A 14398-nucleotide genomic window follows, 5' to 3' on the forward strand; every position below is an offset into this window, starting at 1 on the left:
GTCCATGGCTTCCTCCCGCAGCAGTCTCCGCCAGCTCGGCACGGCCGTCCGGGCGCTCGTCGTCCTGACGCTCGTCCTCGGCATCGGCTACCCGCTCGCCATCACCGGCATCGGGCAGGTGGCGCTCCCCGACCGCGCGAACGGTCAGCCCCTCACGCTCGACGGCGAGACCGTCGGCGCCGCGATCATCGGTCAGTCCTTCACGGACGCCGAGGGCGCAGCGCTCCCCGAGTGGTTCCAGTCCCGCCCGTCCGCGGCCGGCGACGGGTACGACGGCGGTGCCTCCGGCGGCAGCAACCTCGGTCCCGAGAACCCGGACCTCGTGGCCGCCATCGAGGAGCGCCGCGCCGCCGTCGCGGAGCTCGAGGGGGTGGACCCGGCGTCAGTCCCAGCGGACGCGCTCACGGCGTCGGCCTCGGGGCTCGATCCGCACATCAGCCCCGAGTACGCGCAGCTCCAGGTGCCGCGCGTCGCGACGGAACGCGGCCTCGCGGAGTCCGACGTCGAGGCACTCGTGAAGGAGAACACGCAGGGCCCCGACCTCGGGTACCTCGGTGAAGCGTCCGTCAACGTGGTGGAGTTGAATCTCGCCCTGGCGCGGCTGGACACTTAGGCCATGACACGAGGGCGGTTACGGGTTTTCCTGGGAGCGGCCCCCGGAGTGGGCAAGACCTACGCCATGCTCGAGGAGGGCCGGCGGCTCCGCGGTGAGGGGCGTGACGTCGTCGTCGCGATCGTCGAGACCCACGGACGCATCGCCACCGAAGCCATGGCGGACGGCCTCGAGGTGCTCCCGCGGCGCTCCGTGGACCACCGCGGCGTGCACCTCACGGACCTCGACCTCGAGGGCGTGCTGGCCCGGCACCCGGAGGTGGCGCTCGTCGACGAACTCGCGCACACCAACGCGCCGGGCACGGAGCACGAGAAGCGGTGGCAGGACGTCGAGGCCATGCTCGATGCCGGGATCGATGTCATGAGCACCGTGAACGTGCAGCACATCGAGTCCCTCAACGACGTCGTGGAGCGCATCACGGGTGTGCCCCACCGGGAGACCATCCCCGACGAGGTGCTGCGGCGTGCCGCGCAGGTGGAGATCGTGGACCTCACCCCCGAGGCGCTGCGCGGCCGGCTCACGGAGGGGTCGGTGTATCCCACGGGACGCATCGACGCCGCCCTCTCCAACTACTTCCGCGTGGGGAACCTCACCGCCCTTCGCGAGCTGACCCTCCTCTGGCTCGCCGACGAGGTGGACAGCGCGCTGCAGCGGTACCGCGCCGAGCAGGGCATCGATGACACGTGGGAGGCCCGCGAGCGCGTCGTCGTCGCCCTCACCGGCGGTCCCGAGGGACGCACGCTGCTCCGCCGTGGCGCGCGGATCGCGTCCCGTTCCTCGGGAGGTCAGCTGCTCGCGGTGCACGTCACCAACCAGGACGGCCTGCGCGACGCCGACCCCGCCGAGCTCGCCGCCCAGCGGGCACTCGTGCTGAAGCTCGGCGGTACCTTCCACGAGGTGGTGGGCGACCAGACGTCGAAGGCCCTCGTGGATTTCGCCAAGGGCGCCAACGCGAGCCAGCTCGTGATCGGCGTGAGCCGGCGTTCGCGGCTCGCGGCGCTGCTGACCGGCCCGGGCATCGGCGCCACCGTCATCCGCGAATCCGGCGACATCGACGTGCACATCGTCAACCACGGTGCGGCCGGACGGCGCTTCGCCCTGCCTCACGCCGGCGGGGCGCTGTCCGCGCGGCGTCGGCTGCTCGGCGCCCTGGTGGCGCTCGCGGGCGGACCGCTGCTGACACTGCTGCTCGTCCTGCTCCGCTCCGAGGAGTCCATCACCGGGGACGTCCTCAGCTACCAGCTCCTCGTGATCGTCGTCGCGCTGATCGGGGGGATCTGGCCCGCCCTCTTCGCGGCCGTGCTGTCCGGGCTCACGCTCGACTTCTTCCTCATCGACCCCGTCCGCACCCTCACCATCGGGGAGCCCGCGCACTTCACGGCCCTCGCGCTCTATATCATCAACGCCGTCCTCGTGAGCTACGTGGTGGACCAGGCGGCCCGGAGGACCCGGGCGGCGTCCCGCTCCGCCGCGGAGTCGGAGCTCCTCGCCACCGTGGCCGGCGGGGTGATCCGCGGGCAGGACACCCTGCAGGCCCTCGTGGCCCGGGCCCGTGAGGCCTTCGGGCTCGACGTCGCGCGGCTACGCGCGCTCGATGGCACCGTCCTCTGCGAGGACTCCTGCGTGCCGCCGTCGTCCTCGACGAGCGATCCCGTGGCCCTCCCCGTCGGGGAGGTAGCCGTGCTGGAGCTGGAGGGACGCACGCTGGAGGCCGCGGACCGGCGCCTGCTCGCCGTCATCACCGCGCAGCTCGAGGCCGCCCTCGAGTACCGCGAACTCTCCCGCGCGGCCAGCGCCGTGGGGCCGCTCGCGGAGGCGGACCGCGTGCGCACCGCCCTGCTGGCCGCTGTCGGGCACGACCTCCGACGCCCGCTCACGGCGGCGACCACGGCCGTCACGAGCCTCCGCTCCGCCGACATCACCTTCTCGCCCGAGGAGCAGGAGGCGCTGCTCGAGACCGCCGAGCAGAGCCTCGGCACACTCTCCACCCTCGTCACGGACCTGCTCGATGCCAGCCGCATTCAGGCCGGCGTGCTCGGCGTGGTGCTCGAACCCGTGCGGCCCGAGGACGTCATTCAGCCGGCCCTCGAGGAGCTCGACCTCGGGCCCGGTGACGTGGAGCTCGAACTGCCCGCGGAATCGCGCCTCCTCCTCGCGGACGCCGTGCTGCTGCAGCGCGTGGTGGTGAACCTCCTCTCCAACGCCGCCCGCTACACCTCGCCCGGGCAGGCGCCCATATTGTCCGTCAGCGACTTCGGCGGCCGGGCGGAGATCCGCATCATCGACCGCGGGCCGGGCATCCCCGATGATCGCAAGGACCAGGTGCTCCTGCCGTTCCAGCGGCTCGGCGACACCGACAACGACACCGGGCTCGGCCTCGGGATGGCGCTCGCCCGCGGGTTCGTGGAGGGGATGGGTGGCCGGCTGACGCTCGAGGACACTCCGGGCGGCGGCCTGACGTCCGTGGTCTCGCTGCCGCACGCGCCGCCCATGGACGCGCTCGTCGGGGCGGACGACGGCGCGGGAACCGCATGAAGATCCTCATCGCCGACGACGACCCGCAGATCCTCCGAGCGCTCAGCATCACGTTCACGGCATCGGACTACGACGTCGTGACCGCGGGCGACGGCGCCGCGGCCCTCCGCCGCGCGGCCGAGCACCATCCGGACATCGTGGTGCTGGACCTCGGGATGCCGCAGCTCTCCGGGATCGACGTGATCCACGGACTGCGCGGCTACAGCACGGTGCCCATCCTCGTGATCTCGGGCCGGATGGACTCGATCGACAAGGTGCAGGCGCTCGACGCCGGCGCCGACGACTACGTCACGAAACCGTTCCTGACCGACGAGCTGCTGGCACGGGTGCGGGCGCTCACCCGGCGTCGGCTGCCGCTCCGCGAGGAGTCCGGGGCCACGTTCGGGGACGTCCGGGTGGACCTCGTGGCGAAGTCGGTGGTCCGCACGACCGACGGCGCAGACATCCACCTCACCCGCACGGAGTGGCGACTGCTCGAGACACTGATGGTGAACGCCGGGCGGCTCGTGACGCAGGAGATCCTGCTCACCGAGGTCTGGGGGCCGCAGCACATCCGCGACACCGGGTACCTCCGCCTGTACATCCGGCAGCTACGGAAGAAGCTCGAGCGCGATCCCGGGTCCCCGCTCCATCTGCTGACCGAGGCGGGGATGGGCTACCGCTTCGTGCCCTAGCGGGGTGTTTGCGCGCCGGCGCCGTCGTCGTTCGCCTCAGGGGAGGCCGCCTTCATTCCTTCGGTGCAGACCCGGGGCATCTGTTCCGTTGCGGGGGTGCAGTACCCCCGGCTGTGGACAGCCGCCGCGGCGGCACCTCCCGGGGCGCCGCCGTCGTGTCTTCGCTGCAGACCCGGGGCATTTGCTCCGTTGCGGGGGTGCAGTACCCCCGGCTCTGGACAGCCGCCGCGGCGGACCTCCTGAAGGAGAGGCAGCCGCGGCGCCCGGATCAGCCGAAGTGCTTCGGCAGCGTTCCCTCGTGGGCCTCGCGGAGCTGCTCGAGCGGCAGGGTGAAGTAGCCCTGCACGTCGAGGGCGTCGATCTCCGTGTCCACCACCCCGATCCGGAGGGTGGGGAAGTTCCGAGCGGTGCACATGTCGTTGAAGCGCACCTCCTCGGAACGGGGGACGGCGACGACGGCGCGCGCCTGGCTCTCGCTGAACAGCGCCGTGAACGCGTCGATGCCGTCGCGCTCGCAGAGCTCGTCGAGACCGATCCGCGCACCGATGCCGAACCGCAGGGCCATCTCGCTGATGCCTGCCGCGAGGCCGCCCTCTGAGAGGTCGTGGGCGCCGTCGATCATGCCGTCCCGTGAGCAGTTCACGAGGATCGCCGCGAGCGTCTTCTCCGCCGCGAGATCGAGCGCCGGGGGCTGCCCGCCGAGGTGACCACGCAGGTTGGCCCACTCCGAGCCGGAGAGCTCGTCCGCCGTCGTTCCCAGCAGGTAGATGGCCTGGCCGTCCTCGCGCCAGCCCGACGGCGTGCGCCGCGCGACGTCGTCGAACACGCCGAGCACGCCGACCACCGGGGTGGGGTGGATGGCCACGCCGCCGGTCTGGTTGTAGAGCGAGACGTTGCCGCCGGTGACGGGCACGCCGAGTTCCCGGCAGGCGTCCGCGAGGCCACGCACCGTCTCGGCGAACTGCCACATGACCTCGGGGTCCTCGGGGGAGCCGAAGTTCAGGCAGTCGGTGACGGCGAGGGGCTCGGCGCCGGCGGTGGCGACGTTGCGGTACGCCTCCGCGAGGGCCAGCCGGGCGCCCTCGTACGGGTTCAGGTAGGAGTAGCGGCCGTTGGCGTCCGTGGAGATCGCGACGCCGAGCCCGGTCTCCTCGTCGACGCGGATGACGCCGGCGTCGTCGGGCATGGCGAGCGCCGTGTTGCCCTGCACGTAGCGGTCGAACTGGTCCGTGACCCAGCTCTTGGAGCACATGTTCGGGGAACTCATGAGGTCGAGGACGGCCTCGCGGAGGTCCGTCGGCTGCTCGGCCGCGAAGGCATCCGCCTGCACGGCGTCGAGCCATGCCGGGCGGTGGTACGGGCGCTCGTACACGGGTCCCTCGTGGGCCACGGTGCGGGGATCGACGTCGACGATCTTCTCGCCGTCCCACTCGATGATGAGGCGCCCGGTGTCGGTGACCTCGCCGAGCCAGGAGTACTCCACGGCCCAGGTGTCCATGATGGCCTCGAACGCCGCGACGTTCTCCGGCGTCACGACGGCCATCATGCGCTCCTGCGACTCCGACATGAGGATCTCGCCGGGCGTCAGGGACGGATCGCGGAGCAGCACCTTGGTGAGTTCCACGTGCATGCCGCCGTCGCCGTTGGACGCCAGCTCCGACGTGGCGCAGGAGATCCCGGCGGCGCCGAGGTCCTGGATGCCCTCGACCACGGAGGCCTTGAACAGCTCGAGGCAGCACTCGATGAGCACCTTCTCGGCGAACGGATCGCCCACCTGCACCGCGGGGCGCTTCGAGGGCTTCGAGGAGTCGAAGGACTCCGAGGCGAGCACGGAGGCGCCGCCGATGCCGTCGCCACCGGTGCGGGCACCGAAGAGGACCACCTTGTTGCCCGCGCCCGAGGCGTTGGCGAGGCGGAGGTCCTCGTGCCGCAGCACGCCGACGGCGAGCGCGTTGACCAGCGGGTTGCCCTGGTACACGGAGTCGAAGACCACCTCGCCGCCGATGTTCGGCAGGCCGAGGGAGTTCCCGTACCCGCCGATCCCGGCGACGATCCCGTGGACGAGGCGCGCCGTGTCGGGGTGGTCGATCGCGCCGAAGCGCAGCGGATCCATGACCGCGACCGGGCGGGCGCCCATCGAGATGATGTCGCGGACGATCCCGCCGACGCCGGTGGCCGCACCCTGGTAGGGCTCCACGAAGGACGGGTGGTTGTGGCTCTCCACCTTGAACGTCACGGCCCAGCCGTCGCCGATGTCGACGACGCCGGCGTTCTCGCCGATGCCCACGAGAAGGTGCTCCTTCATGGCATCGGTGACCTTCTCGCCGAACTGGCGCAGGTGCACCTTCGAGGACTTGTAGGAGCAGTGCTCGCTCCACATCACCGAGTACATGGCGAGCTCGGCCCCGGTGGGGCGCCGCCCGAGGATCTCCTCGACGCGCTGGTACTCGTTCTCCTTCAGTCCCAGTTCCGCCCACGGCAGCGCCTGGCCGGGCGTGGCCTCGGCGTTGGCGACGGTGTCGATGTTGAACTTCCGGGTCGCTTCCGCGGTCATCTCAGCCCACCAGTTTCTTGAGTACGGACGTGAAGATGCCGAGACCGTCGGTGCCCCCGCGGACGTCCACCGGTCCGCGCGCGGAGGAGTCGGGGCCGAAGCCGGCCTCGACGGCGTGCTCGGGGTGCGGCATGAGCCCGACGACGTTGCCCGCCGCGTTCGAGATGCCCGCGATGTCGCGGCGCGAGCCGTTGGGGTTCTCGCCGACGTAGCGGAAGACAACGCGGCCCTCACCCTCGAGCTCGTCGAGCGTGCGGACGTCCGCGACGAACTGCCCGTCCTGGTTCTTGAGCGGAATGACGAGCTCCTCGCCCTGCTCGTACTCCGCGGTCCAGAAGGTGTCGGCGTTCTCGACGCGCAGGCGCTGGTCGCGGCAGATGAAGTGCAGGTGGTTGTTCTTGATCATGGAACCCGGCAGCAGGTGGGCCTCCGTGAGGACCTGGAACCCGTTGCAGATGCCGAGCACGGGCAGGGCGTCGGCTCCGCCGGACGCCGCCTGCGAGATCTGCTCCATCAGCGGCGCGAAGCGGGAGATGGCGCCGGCGCGGAGGTAGTCACCGTAGGAGAAACCGCCGGGGATGATGACGGCGTCGACGTGTCGGAGGTCGTGGTCTCCGTGCCAGAGGTGCACGGCGCTGCCGCCTGCGAGGCGGACGGCGCGGACGGCGTCGCGGTCGTCGAGCGATCCGGGGAAGGTGACGACGCCGACGGTCACGCCGTTCAGGGCGCTGTCCTCGTCGTCCGAGGCCACGGGCTGCGGCCCGCCGATCAGGGGTGTCTCGATCGAGGCGGTCACTGGCCGTCCTCCTCGATGACCTCCACGCGCGTGACGTCCTCGATCACGGGGTTGGAGAGCAGCGTGGTGGCGGCGTGGCGGGCCTGCTCGAGGATCTCCTCCGTCACCTCGCCGTCGACCGTCAGTTCGAAGCGCTTGCCCTGGCGGACGCCGGCGAATCCGGTGAGGCCGATCCGGGGGAGGGCTCCGGCGATCGCCTTACCCTGCGGGTCGAGGATCTCGGGCTTGGGCATGACGTCGACGACGATCCGGGGCATCCGGCAACTCCTGTGAATGAGCGGTGGGTGTGCGGTCGCTCGGGAGTGCCGTCTCACGCCGTGTCTGGTCCAGCTGATGACGTCGGCGCTCCGCGAGCTTGCCCAACAAGTCTACCGGGCGCCGATGCCGGGCCGGGTCGCCCAGGCCTGCGCTGCCGCGTGCTCCTCCGTGCTTCTCCGCGCTACTGCGCCCCGGGTGTTCCGAGGATGTCCGAGACGGAGTTCCAGCGTGCGATCTGGCACCCGTCGGTCAGGGAGAAGGAGGCGGCGATGCGCGTGCCGTTGAGATCGCCGGTGATGCTCGCCGTCTGCGGGCCTCCGTACTGCTGCGTGCAGATGACGTCCTTGTTCGGCCGGGGGATGAAGAACGCCGCGCCGAGTCGCGCCAGTGTCGCACAGGCGGCGTCTGCGTTCGGATGGTCCGTGGCGGAGCCGACCACCCCGTCGGAGCAGTCGATCGTGTAGACGGTCGGCTGGGCGCCGGCGTCCTGCGTGATCGAGACGGTGAGGTCGGCCTGGAGGTCGGCGGGTAGCGCGGGTGCGCCCGACGACGGAGGCTGGGGTGTCATCGCAGGGGGCGTCGTCGAGGATTCGGACGTGGTCATCGTGCTCTCCTGCGATGTGGGGACGGCGGTGGGGTCAGCGGTGGGATCGGCGGCGGGGCCGCCCGGGGCGCACCCCGCGAGGGCGAGGGACAGTGCGGCGATCAGCAGCGCTGCGCGTGGCACCCGCTGGCGTCGCGGTGCGGCGGTCGACGTCGGAACAATGGATCTCACGGGTCCCCCTCGGCTGGAGTCACAGCGTAGCGGCTGGTACGGACTCAACGAACGGTGGCAGGGGGACGTCCCGGAGCCGGCGCCTGTCCCTCCACCGAAGGGCCGCGGACATTGACAGCGATGACGACATTGACAGTGACGACGACTGCGCCGCCGGTCCCGACATCATGTTGCAGTGAGTACCCGCTCCAGTTCGGCGAGCAGCCGCACCCGCAGGGCCTGGGATTCCACCGCGAACGCCCGCTGGTGCCTGACGTACTCCGCCTTGCCGTCGGGCGTCTCGATGCGGATGGGCGCATAGCCCCAGGCGCTGAGGTCGTAGGGCGAGGCCTGCATGTCCATCACGCGGATGCGCCAGGAGAGCTCGAAGCAGTCCATCACCAGTTCGCTCGGCAGCAGCGGCGTGAGTTTGTACGCCCACTTGTACAGGTCCATGTTGGCGTGCAGGCAACCCGGCTGTTCGAGGTCGCGCTGGTTCGCGCGGGTGGGCTCGAGTTCGTTGAGCGGCGCGGCCTCCGGCGTGTAGAAGCGGAAGGCGTCGAAATGGGTGCAGCGGATGCGCGCGGACTCGACCACCTGGTCCGTGCCGTCCGCCCCGAGGCGCAGGGCGAGGTACTCGTGGCGCACGCCGTTCGTGGCCGAGCGGTAGGCCATGGCCCATTCGTGCAGGCCGAAGCAGCCGAACTGTGCGGGGCGCGCGGCGGTGCGCGTGAGGATGAGGCGGGCGAAGTCCACGGCCTCGCGCCGCGCCTCCAGGAAGCGGCTCAGGTCCACCGCGACGCCGTCGTCGTGCTCCCGGTAGTACTTCCACCCCGCGCGTCCGACGGCGGCGGGCCCGGTCAGGAGGGTGCCGGCGCCCGGGTGCCAGCGCAGCAGCTTCCCGGGTTTCTGGCTGTAGTACGTGAACAGGAAGTCCTCCACCGGGTGCTTCTCACCCCTGGAGCGACGCCCGAGGTACGGGTCCGCCACGCGCGCCACACGCGCCTGATGGTGGCGCTCCCGCTCGAGCCACACGGCCTCCGGAAGGCGCGTCAGGAGATCGGACATCGCCCTCCTATCACCTTGCATCGGATTCGTAAACACCCTATGTAAATTCCGGATGACACAGCCCGATCCGTCTGGCCGCTGTGTGTTGCCTCGGGTAAGTTTAGCCTCGCCGCGGCGTCTGTGAGCGTCATCACACAGGTCGGGGGTCCTATCCAGGAGACCGCGGCACAGGGGGACTGGTCTCAGGCCGGCCCGCACTTTCACGAGAGGCACTACCTTCCTATGACACAACGGAGAAAAGTCGGGCAGGGGCGCAGCACCATGCGCGCCGCCACGGCTATCGTTCTGGGTCTGCCGCTACTGGTCACATCCACGGTCACGGCGCCTGCAGTCTTCGCAGCGCCGGTGCCGGTCACCGCGGTCACGCCCCAGAAGGCGCCCGTCAAGCAGCTCGACCCGACGCTCTACCCTGACGGCAAGTACATCGTGGTACTCGCCGACAAGCCGCTCGCCACGTACGAAGGTGGAGTCGAGGGCATCGCCCCGACCAAGCCCGAGAAGGGCAAGAAGCTCGACGTCGCTGCCGAGAACGTCCAGCAGTACTCGCAGCTCCTCGAGACGAAGCAGCAGGAGGTCGCCGCGGAGGAGAGCGTCGACATCAAGCGTACGTACACCGCCGCGATCAACGGCTTCGCCGCCGACCTCAGCACCGAGCAGGCCGTGGAACTCGCCAAGAGCGACGACGTCCTCCTCGTGGCTCCCGACGTCGAGAACGCTCCCGACTACTCCACCATCGACTTCCTGGGTCTGAACGGGAACAAGGGGTCGTGGAAGACCCAGTTCGGCGGAGAGAAGAACGCAGGCGCAGGCACCGTCGTCGGAGTCATCGACACCGGCTACGCCCCGGACAATCCCTTCTTCGCAGGCAGCCCTGTGAAGCCCCTGCGCGGCAACGCACAGCCCAAGGTCGGCGAGCCGTACCTCGACGCCGACGGCAACATCGCCATGCTGAAGACCGATGGCTCCACCTTCGTGGGCGAGTGCCAGGTCGGTGAGGGCTTCGACGGCAGCCTCTGCAACTCGAAGGTGCTCTCGGCCCGCTACTTCGCCGAAGCCTTCCTCGAGACGGTGCCGGAGGCCGAGCAGGCCCCCCAGGAAGTCATCTCCCCCGTGGACATCGACAATCACGGAACGCACACCGCCAGCACCGCCGCGGGTAACGCGGGCGTGACCCAGCGCGTGGACGGCAGGGACTTCGGCGTCTCCGCCGGCGTTGCTCCCGCAGCAAAGATCTCCGTCTACAAGACCTGCTGGGAGGATGACGATCCCAACACGGGCGGCTGCTACTCCTCCGCCTCGATCGACGCCATCAACGCGGCGATCCTCGACGGCGTCGACGTCCTCAACTACTCGATCTCGGGTAGCACCACCACGACGACGGACCCCGTGGCTCTCGCCTTCCTCTCGGCGGCCTCGGCGGGCATCTTCGTCGCGGCGTCCGCCGGTAACTCCGGTCCCACGGCCAGCACCGTCAACCACGGCGCCCCCTGGTTGACCACCGTCGCTGCCAGCACCTTCAACAACGAGCTGCAGGGCACGGCCGAGTTCTCGGACGGCACCAAGTACCGTGGCGCCTCGATCATGCGTGCAGGCGTTCCGGCCAGCCCGGTCGTCCTCGCGGTCAACGCAGCCGCGGCCGGTGCTGCCAGCCCGGCTCTCTGCGGACCGAACACGCTGGACCCCGCGAAGGTCGCCGGCAAGATCGTGGTCTGTGACCGCGGCGTCGTCGACCGCACCGCCAAGAGCGCCGAGGTAGCGCGAGCAGGCGGCGTCGGCATGATCCTCGTGAACCTGGTCAACTCGTCCACGGACACCGATCAGCACGTCATCCCGACCGTGCACGTCAACGCTCCCGAGGCTCTCGAGCTGAAGGCGAAGGTGGCGGCCAACCCCGCGATCACCGTTGCACTCAAGGCCACGGACACCACGGGCAAGCCGCTCCCGCCGACCCCGCAGGTCGCCGGATTCTCCTCGCGCGGTCCGCTGCTCGCCACCGGTTCCGACCTCCTGAAGCCGGACATCACCGCTCCCGGTGTCGCCGTCCTCGCGGGCGTCTCCACCGTCGGCTCGAACGGCGCGCAGTTCGGCTTCCTCTCCGGGACGTCCATGGCCGCCCCGCACGTGGCGGGCCTCGGAGCACTGGTGCTCAGCAAGAACCCCACCTGGTCACCTGCTGCAGTGAAGTCCGCGATGATGACCACCGCGTACCCGCTGAAGAAGGGCGACGGCAGCGTCGAGACCGATGTGCTCGCAGTCGGTGCCGGCCACATCAACCCCGCGACGGTGCTCAGCCCGGGCCTGGTCTACGACCAGACCCCCGATGACTACCTGCGCTTCATCGCAGGGACCGGCTTCCCGGTCGGCATCGACGAGATCAAGCCCGTCGCGGCCAAGGACACCAACGTGCCGTCCTTCGCGCTCGGCAACCTGACCGGCAAGACGGAGGTCACCCGCACGGTGACCGCCGTGACACCGGGTCTGTACCGCGCAACGTCCAACGTGCCGGGTGTGAAGGTCACGGTCACGCCGTCGATCCTCAACTTCAGCGCTGCCGGCGAGACCCGCACGTTCAAGGTCACCTTCGAGAACCAGAGCGCCGCGTTCGGCCAGTTCGCAGCCGGTTCGCTCACCTGGTCCGGCCAGGGCAAGAAGGTCACGTCGCCGGTGGCCGTCCGTCCGCAGGCCGCCAAGGCACCTGCAGACGTCGCCTTCGCGGGCGGAGCCTCCGGCAGCGGAACGTTCGATGTCACGTCGGGTAGCAACCAGCCTGTCCAGATGACACTGGACGGACTCGCCCGAGCCGCCACCACGGAGTTCGAGCTGGTACCCGGTGATCAGACCGACGTGAACGATGCCTCGAACGCCGTGCAGGAGGTCACTGTCCCGGCGGGGACGAAGACGGCGAAGTTCTCGGTCCTGTCGGGAGATCCGACAGCGGACTTCGACATGTTCCTGCTGACCCCCTCGGGCGCCCTCGCGGCGGTTGCGACAGCGGATGCCAGCGAGACCCTGGTCATCCAGAACCCCGCACCGGGCAACTACCGGATCATCGCGAACCTGTACGCGAGTACGGACAACGCGCCGACCACGGGAAACATCGAGGCGGTGCTCCTCAACGGCAATGAAGGCAACGCGTCGCTGACGCCGAATCCGTTCGCTCTGGCGAACGGCGCCACGGGTGCCGTGACCTTCAACTGGACCGGCCTCACCGCCGGTACCTGGGTGGGTCGCGTGACCTACGCCGGTTCCTCGGCCATCACGTACGTGAAGGTCACCGTGGACGGCGCGGGCAACGTCACGACCGAGCCCACCGTTGACCCGGCAGCAGTAGATCCGGGGGACAAGCTCGTCACGGGACCCCGCGAGGCCACCACGCCGACCGGGAACAAGTAACCCCTGAAGTGATCGCCCCTACCTCCGGGTAGGGCAGCGGGAAGGCCGGTGGATCATCGATCCGCCGGCCTTCTTCGTCTGTCCGGGCTTGTCCGGGCCGGTCGGTCCTTGCCCGGTGCCCGGGGCTGCCGGACCGGATCCGTCCGGAATGCCGACGTCGGGGTGATCGGTCGGGCGCGGGAGGTCCCACCCGGTGCGTCGCCGCCCGCCACGCTCGACGGCGTCGCAATCACCCCGGATCCGGCACGCGAGCAGGCCCTGGGATCGCTCGCCGGATGACGGTAGAAGCCGGTTGGAGCGGAACTAGCGGCCCGTACCCGCATACACCGTCGCAGCGGTGTCGCCGTCGAGCTCGAATGCCGCGTGGACGGCACGCACGGCGTCGTCGAGCAGATCCGCACCGGTGACCACGGAGATGCGGATCTCCGACGTCGAGATCATGTCGATGTTCACGCCGGCGTCGGACAGCGCGCGGAAGAAGCGGTAGGAGACGCCGGGGTTGGAGCGCATGCCCGCGCCGATCAGGGAGAGCTTCCCGATCTGCTCGTTGTACTCCACGGCCTCGAAGCCCACACGCGCCTGTGCCGCACCGAGGGCCGCGAGGGCGGCGGCGCCGTCGACGATCGGCAGCGTGAAGGAGATGTCCGTGCGGCCGGAACCGTGCGTCGAGACGTTCTGCACGATCATGTCGATGTTGGTGTTGGCACCCGAGACGATCCCGAAGATCTCGGCGGCCTTGCCCGGGATGTCCGGCACGCCCACCACGGTGACCTTCGCCTCGGAGCGATCGTGCGCTACGCCGGAGATGATGGGCTGCTCCAAGGGTTCTCCCTCTTGAATGGTGATCTGGTCGTCAGGGCTCGGCAGCACCCACGTGCCCTCGTTGTGGCTGAAGGAGGAGCGGACGTGGATGGGGACGCCGAAGCGCCGTGCGTACTCGACGCACCGCAGGTGCAGGATCTTCGCCCCCGACGCCGCCATCTCCAGCATCTCCTCGCTCGAGATGGTGTTGATCTTCTGCGCGGACGGCACCACGCGGGGATCCGCCGTGTACACGCCGTCCACGTCGGTGTAGATCTCGCAGACGTCGGCGTCGAGTGCCGCGGCGAGGGCGACGGCGGTGGTGTCCGATCCGCCGCGACCGAGGGTCGTGATGTCGTTGCTCTCACGGCTCATGCCCTGGAAGCCGGCGACGATCGCGATGTCGCCCTTCTCGATGGCCGTCCGGATGCGATGCGGCGAGACGTCGATGATCCGGGCCTTGCCGTGGATCGCGTCCGTGATCATGCCGGCCTGGCTGCCGGTGAAGGACTGCGCGGAGGCGCCTATCCCGTGGATCGCCATGGCCAGCAGGGCCATCGAGATGCGCTCGCCGGCACTGAGCAGCATGTCCATCTCACGGGCGTTGGACGACGCCGGGCCCACCTGGGCGGCGAGGTCGAGGAGTTCGTCGGTGCTGTCGCCCATGGCGGAGACCACGACCACCACCTCATGGCCCGCGGACTGCGTCTGGACCACGCGACGTGCCACGCGCTTGATGCCCTCGGCGTCGGCGACCGAGGACCCACCGAACTTCTGGACTATGAGGCTCATGCATCCACTCATGGGAGTTGGTCGACGGCGTCTGGACCGCCGTCGCGGCGATGATGGAGGGGCGGCAGCACCGGCGCCCGGTGACGCGGGCCGGGCCCGACGTCGGTGCCAGTGTAGCGGCGGGCCGATTACCCGCCCAAAGTCCGAGTCCGAATGCGTC

Annotated in this window: 10 protein-coding genes; 4 read left to right on the forward strand and 6 right to left on the reverse strand. The window is 70.0% G+C overall.

What is annotated here, in order from left to right:
- The first annotated feature begins 4 nt into the window (after window positions 1–4).
- From kdpC to AC4D16_RS14405, 3 genes are read left to right on the forward strand one after another with little or no spacing between them, the layout of a single operon-like run.
- Window positions 5–613 (forward strand): potassium-transporting ATPase subunit KdpC, encoded by a 609-nt coding sequence (kdpC, locus tag AC4D16_RS14395; protein WP_490955459.1) that lies wholly within the window; start codon window positions 5–7, stop codon window positions 611–613.
- A gap of 3 nt (window positions 614–616) precedes the next feature.
- Window positions 617–3148, forward strand: coding sequence for a DUF4118 domain-containing protein (locus AC4D16_RS14400; RefSeq protein ID WP_490955460.1), 2532 nt, complete (start codon window positions 617–619; stop codon window positions 3146–3148).
- The gene (locus tag AC4D16_RS14405) at window positions 3145–3822 is read left to right on the forward strand and encodes a response regulator (RefSeq protein ID WP_490949561.1); all 678 of its coding nucleotides are present in this window, start codon (window positions 3145–3147) and stop codon (window positions 3820–3822) included. The genes AC4D16_RS14400 and AC4D16_RS14405 overlap by 4 nt, the downstream gene beginning before the upstream one ends.
- A 268-nt stretch (window positions 3823–4090) precedes the next feature.
- Here AC4D16_RS14405 and purL read toward each other — a convergent pair whose 3' ends face one another.
- From purL to AC4D16_RS14430, 5 genes are all read right to left on the reverse strand, one after another.
- Window positions 4091–6376 (reverse strand): phosphoribosylformylglycinamidine synthase subunit PurL, encoded by a 2286-nt coding sequence (gene purL / locus AC4D16_RS14410; RefSeq protein ID WP_490955461.1) that lies wholly within the window; start codon window positions 6374–6376, stop codon window positions 4091–4093.
- 1 nt (window position 6377) lies between these two features.
- Complete coding sequence (gene purQ / locus AC4D16_RS14415; protein ID WP_490955462.1) at window positions 6378–7172, reverse strand: phosphoribosylformylglycinamidine synthase subunit PurQ; 795 nt, start codon at window positions 7170–7172, stop codon at window positions 6378–6380.
- Window positions 7169–7429: a phosphoribosylformylglycinamidine synthase subunit PurS gene (gene purS, locus AC4D16_RS14420; protein ID WP_490949558.1), complete on the reverse strand. Its 261-nt coding sequence runs from the start codon at window positions 7427–7429 to the stop codon at window positions 7169–7171. The genes purQ and purS overlap by 4 nt, the downstream gene beginning before the upstream one ends.
- A gap of 182 nt (window positions 7430–7611) precedes the next feature.
- Window positions 7612–8205, reverse strand: a complete 594-nt coding sequence (locus AC4D16_RS14425; RefSeq protein WP_490955463.1) for an SSI family serine proteinase inhibitor — start codon at window positions 8203–8205, stop codon at window positions 7612–7614.
- Window positions 8206–8370: 165 nt separating this feature from the next.
- Entirely contained in the window at window positions 8371–9252 is an 882-nt protein-coding gene (locus AC4D16_RS14430; protein ID WP_490955464.1) for a 3-methyladenine DNA glycosylase, read from the reverse strand.
- Between the two features lie 261 nt (window positions 9253–9513).
- Between AC4D16_RS14430 and AC4D16_RS14435 the strand changes: the two genes are divergently transcribed.
- Window positions 9514–12645 (forward strand): S8 family peptidase, encoded by a 3132-nt coding sequence (locus tag AC4D16_RS14435; protein ID WP_490955465.1) that lies wholly within the window; start codon window positions 9514–9516, stop codon window positions 12643–12645.
- A gap of 303 nt (window positions 12646–12948) precedes the next feature.
- Here the strand turns inward: AC4D16_RS14435 and AC4D16_RS14440 are convergent, their stop codons facing one another.
- Window positions 12949–14238, reverse strand: coding sequence for an aspartate kinase (locus AC4D16_RS14440; protein ID WP_490955466.1), 1290 nt, complete (start codon window positions 14236–14238; stop codon window positions 12949–12951).
- Window positions 14239–14398: the final 160 nt, after the last annotated feature.

Source organism: Arthrobacter sp. TJ-236 (assembly GCF_058269235.1).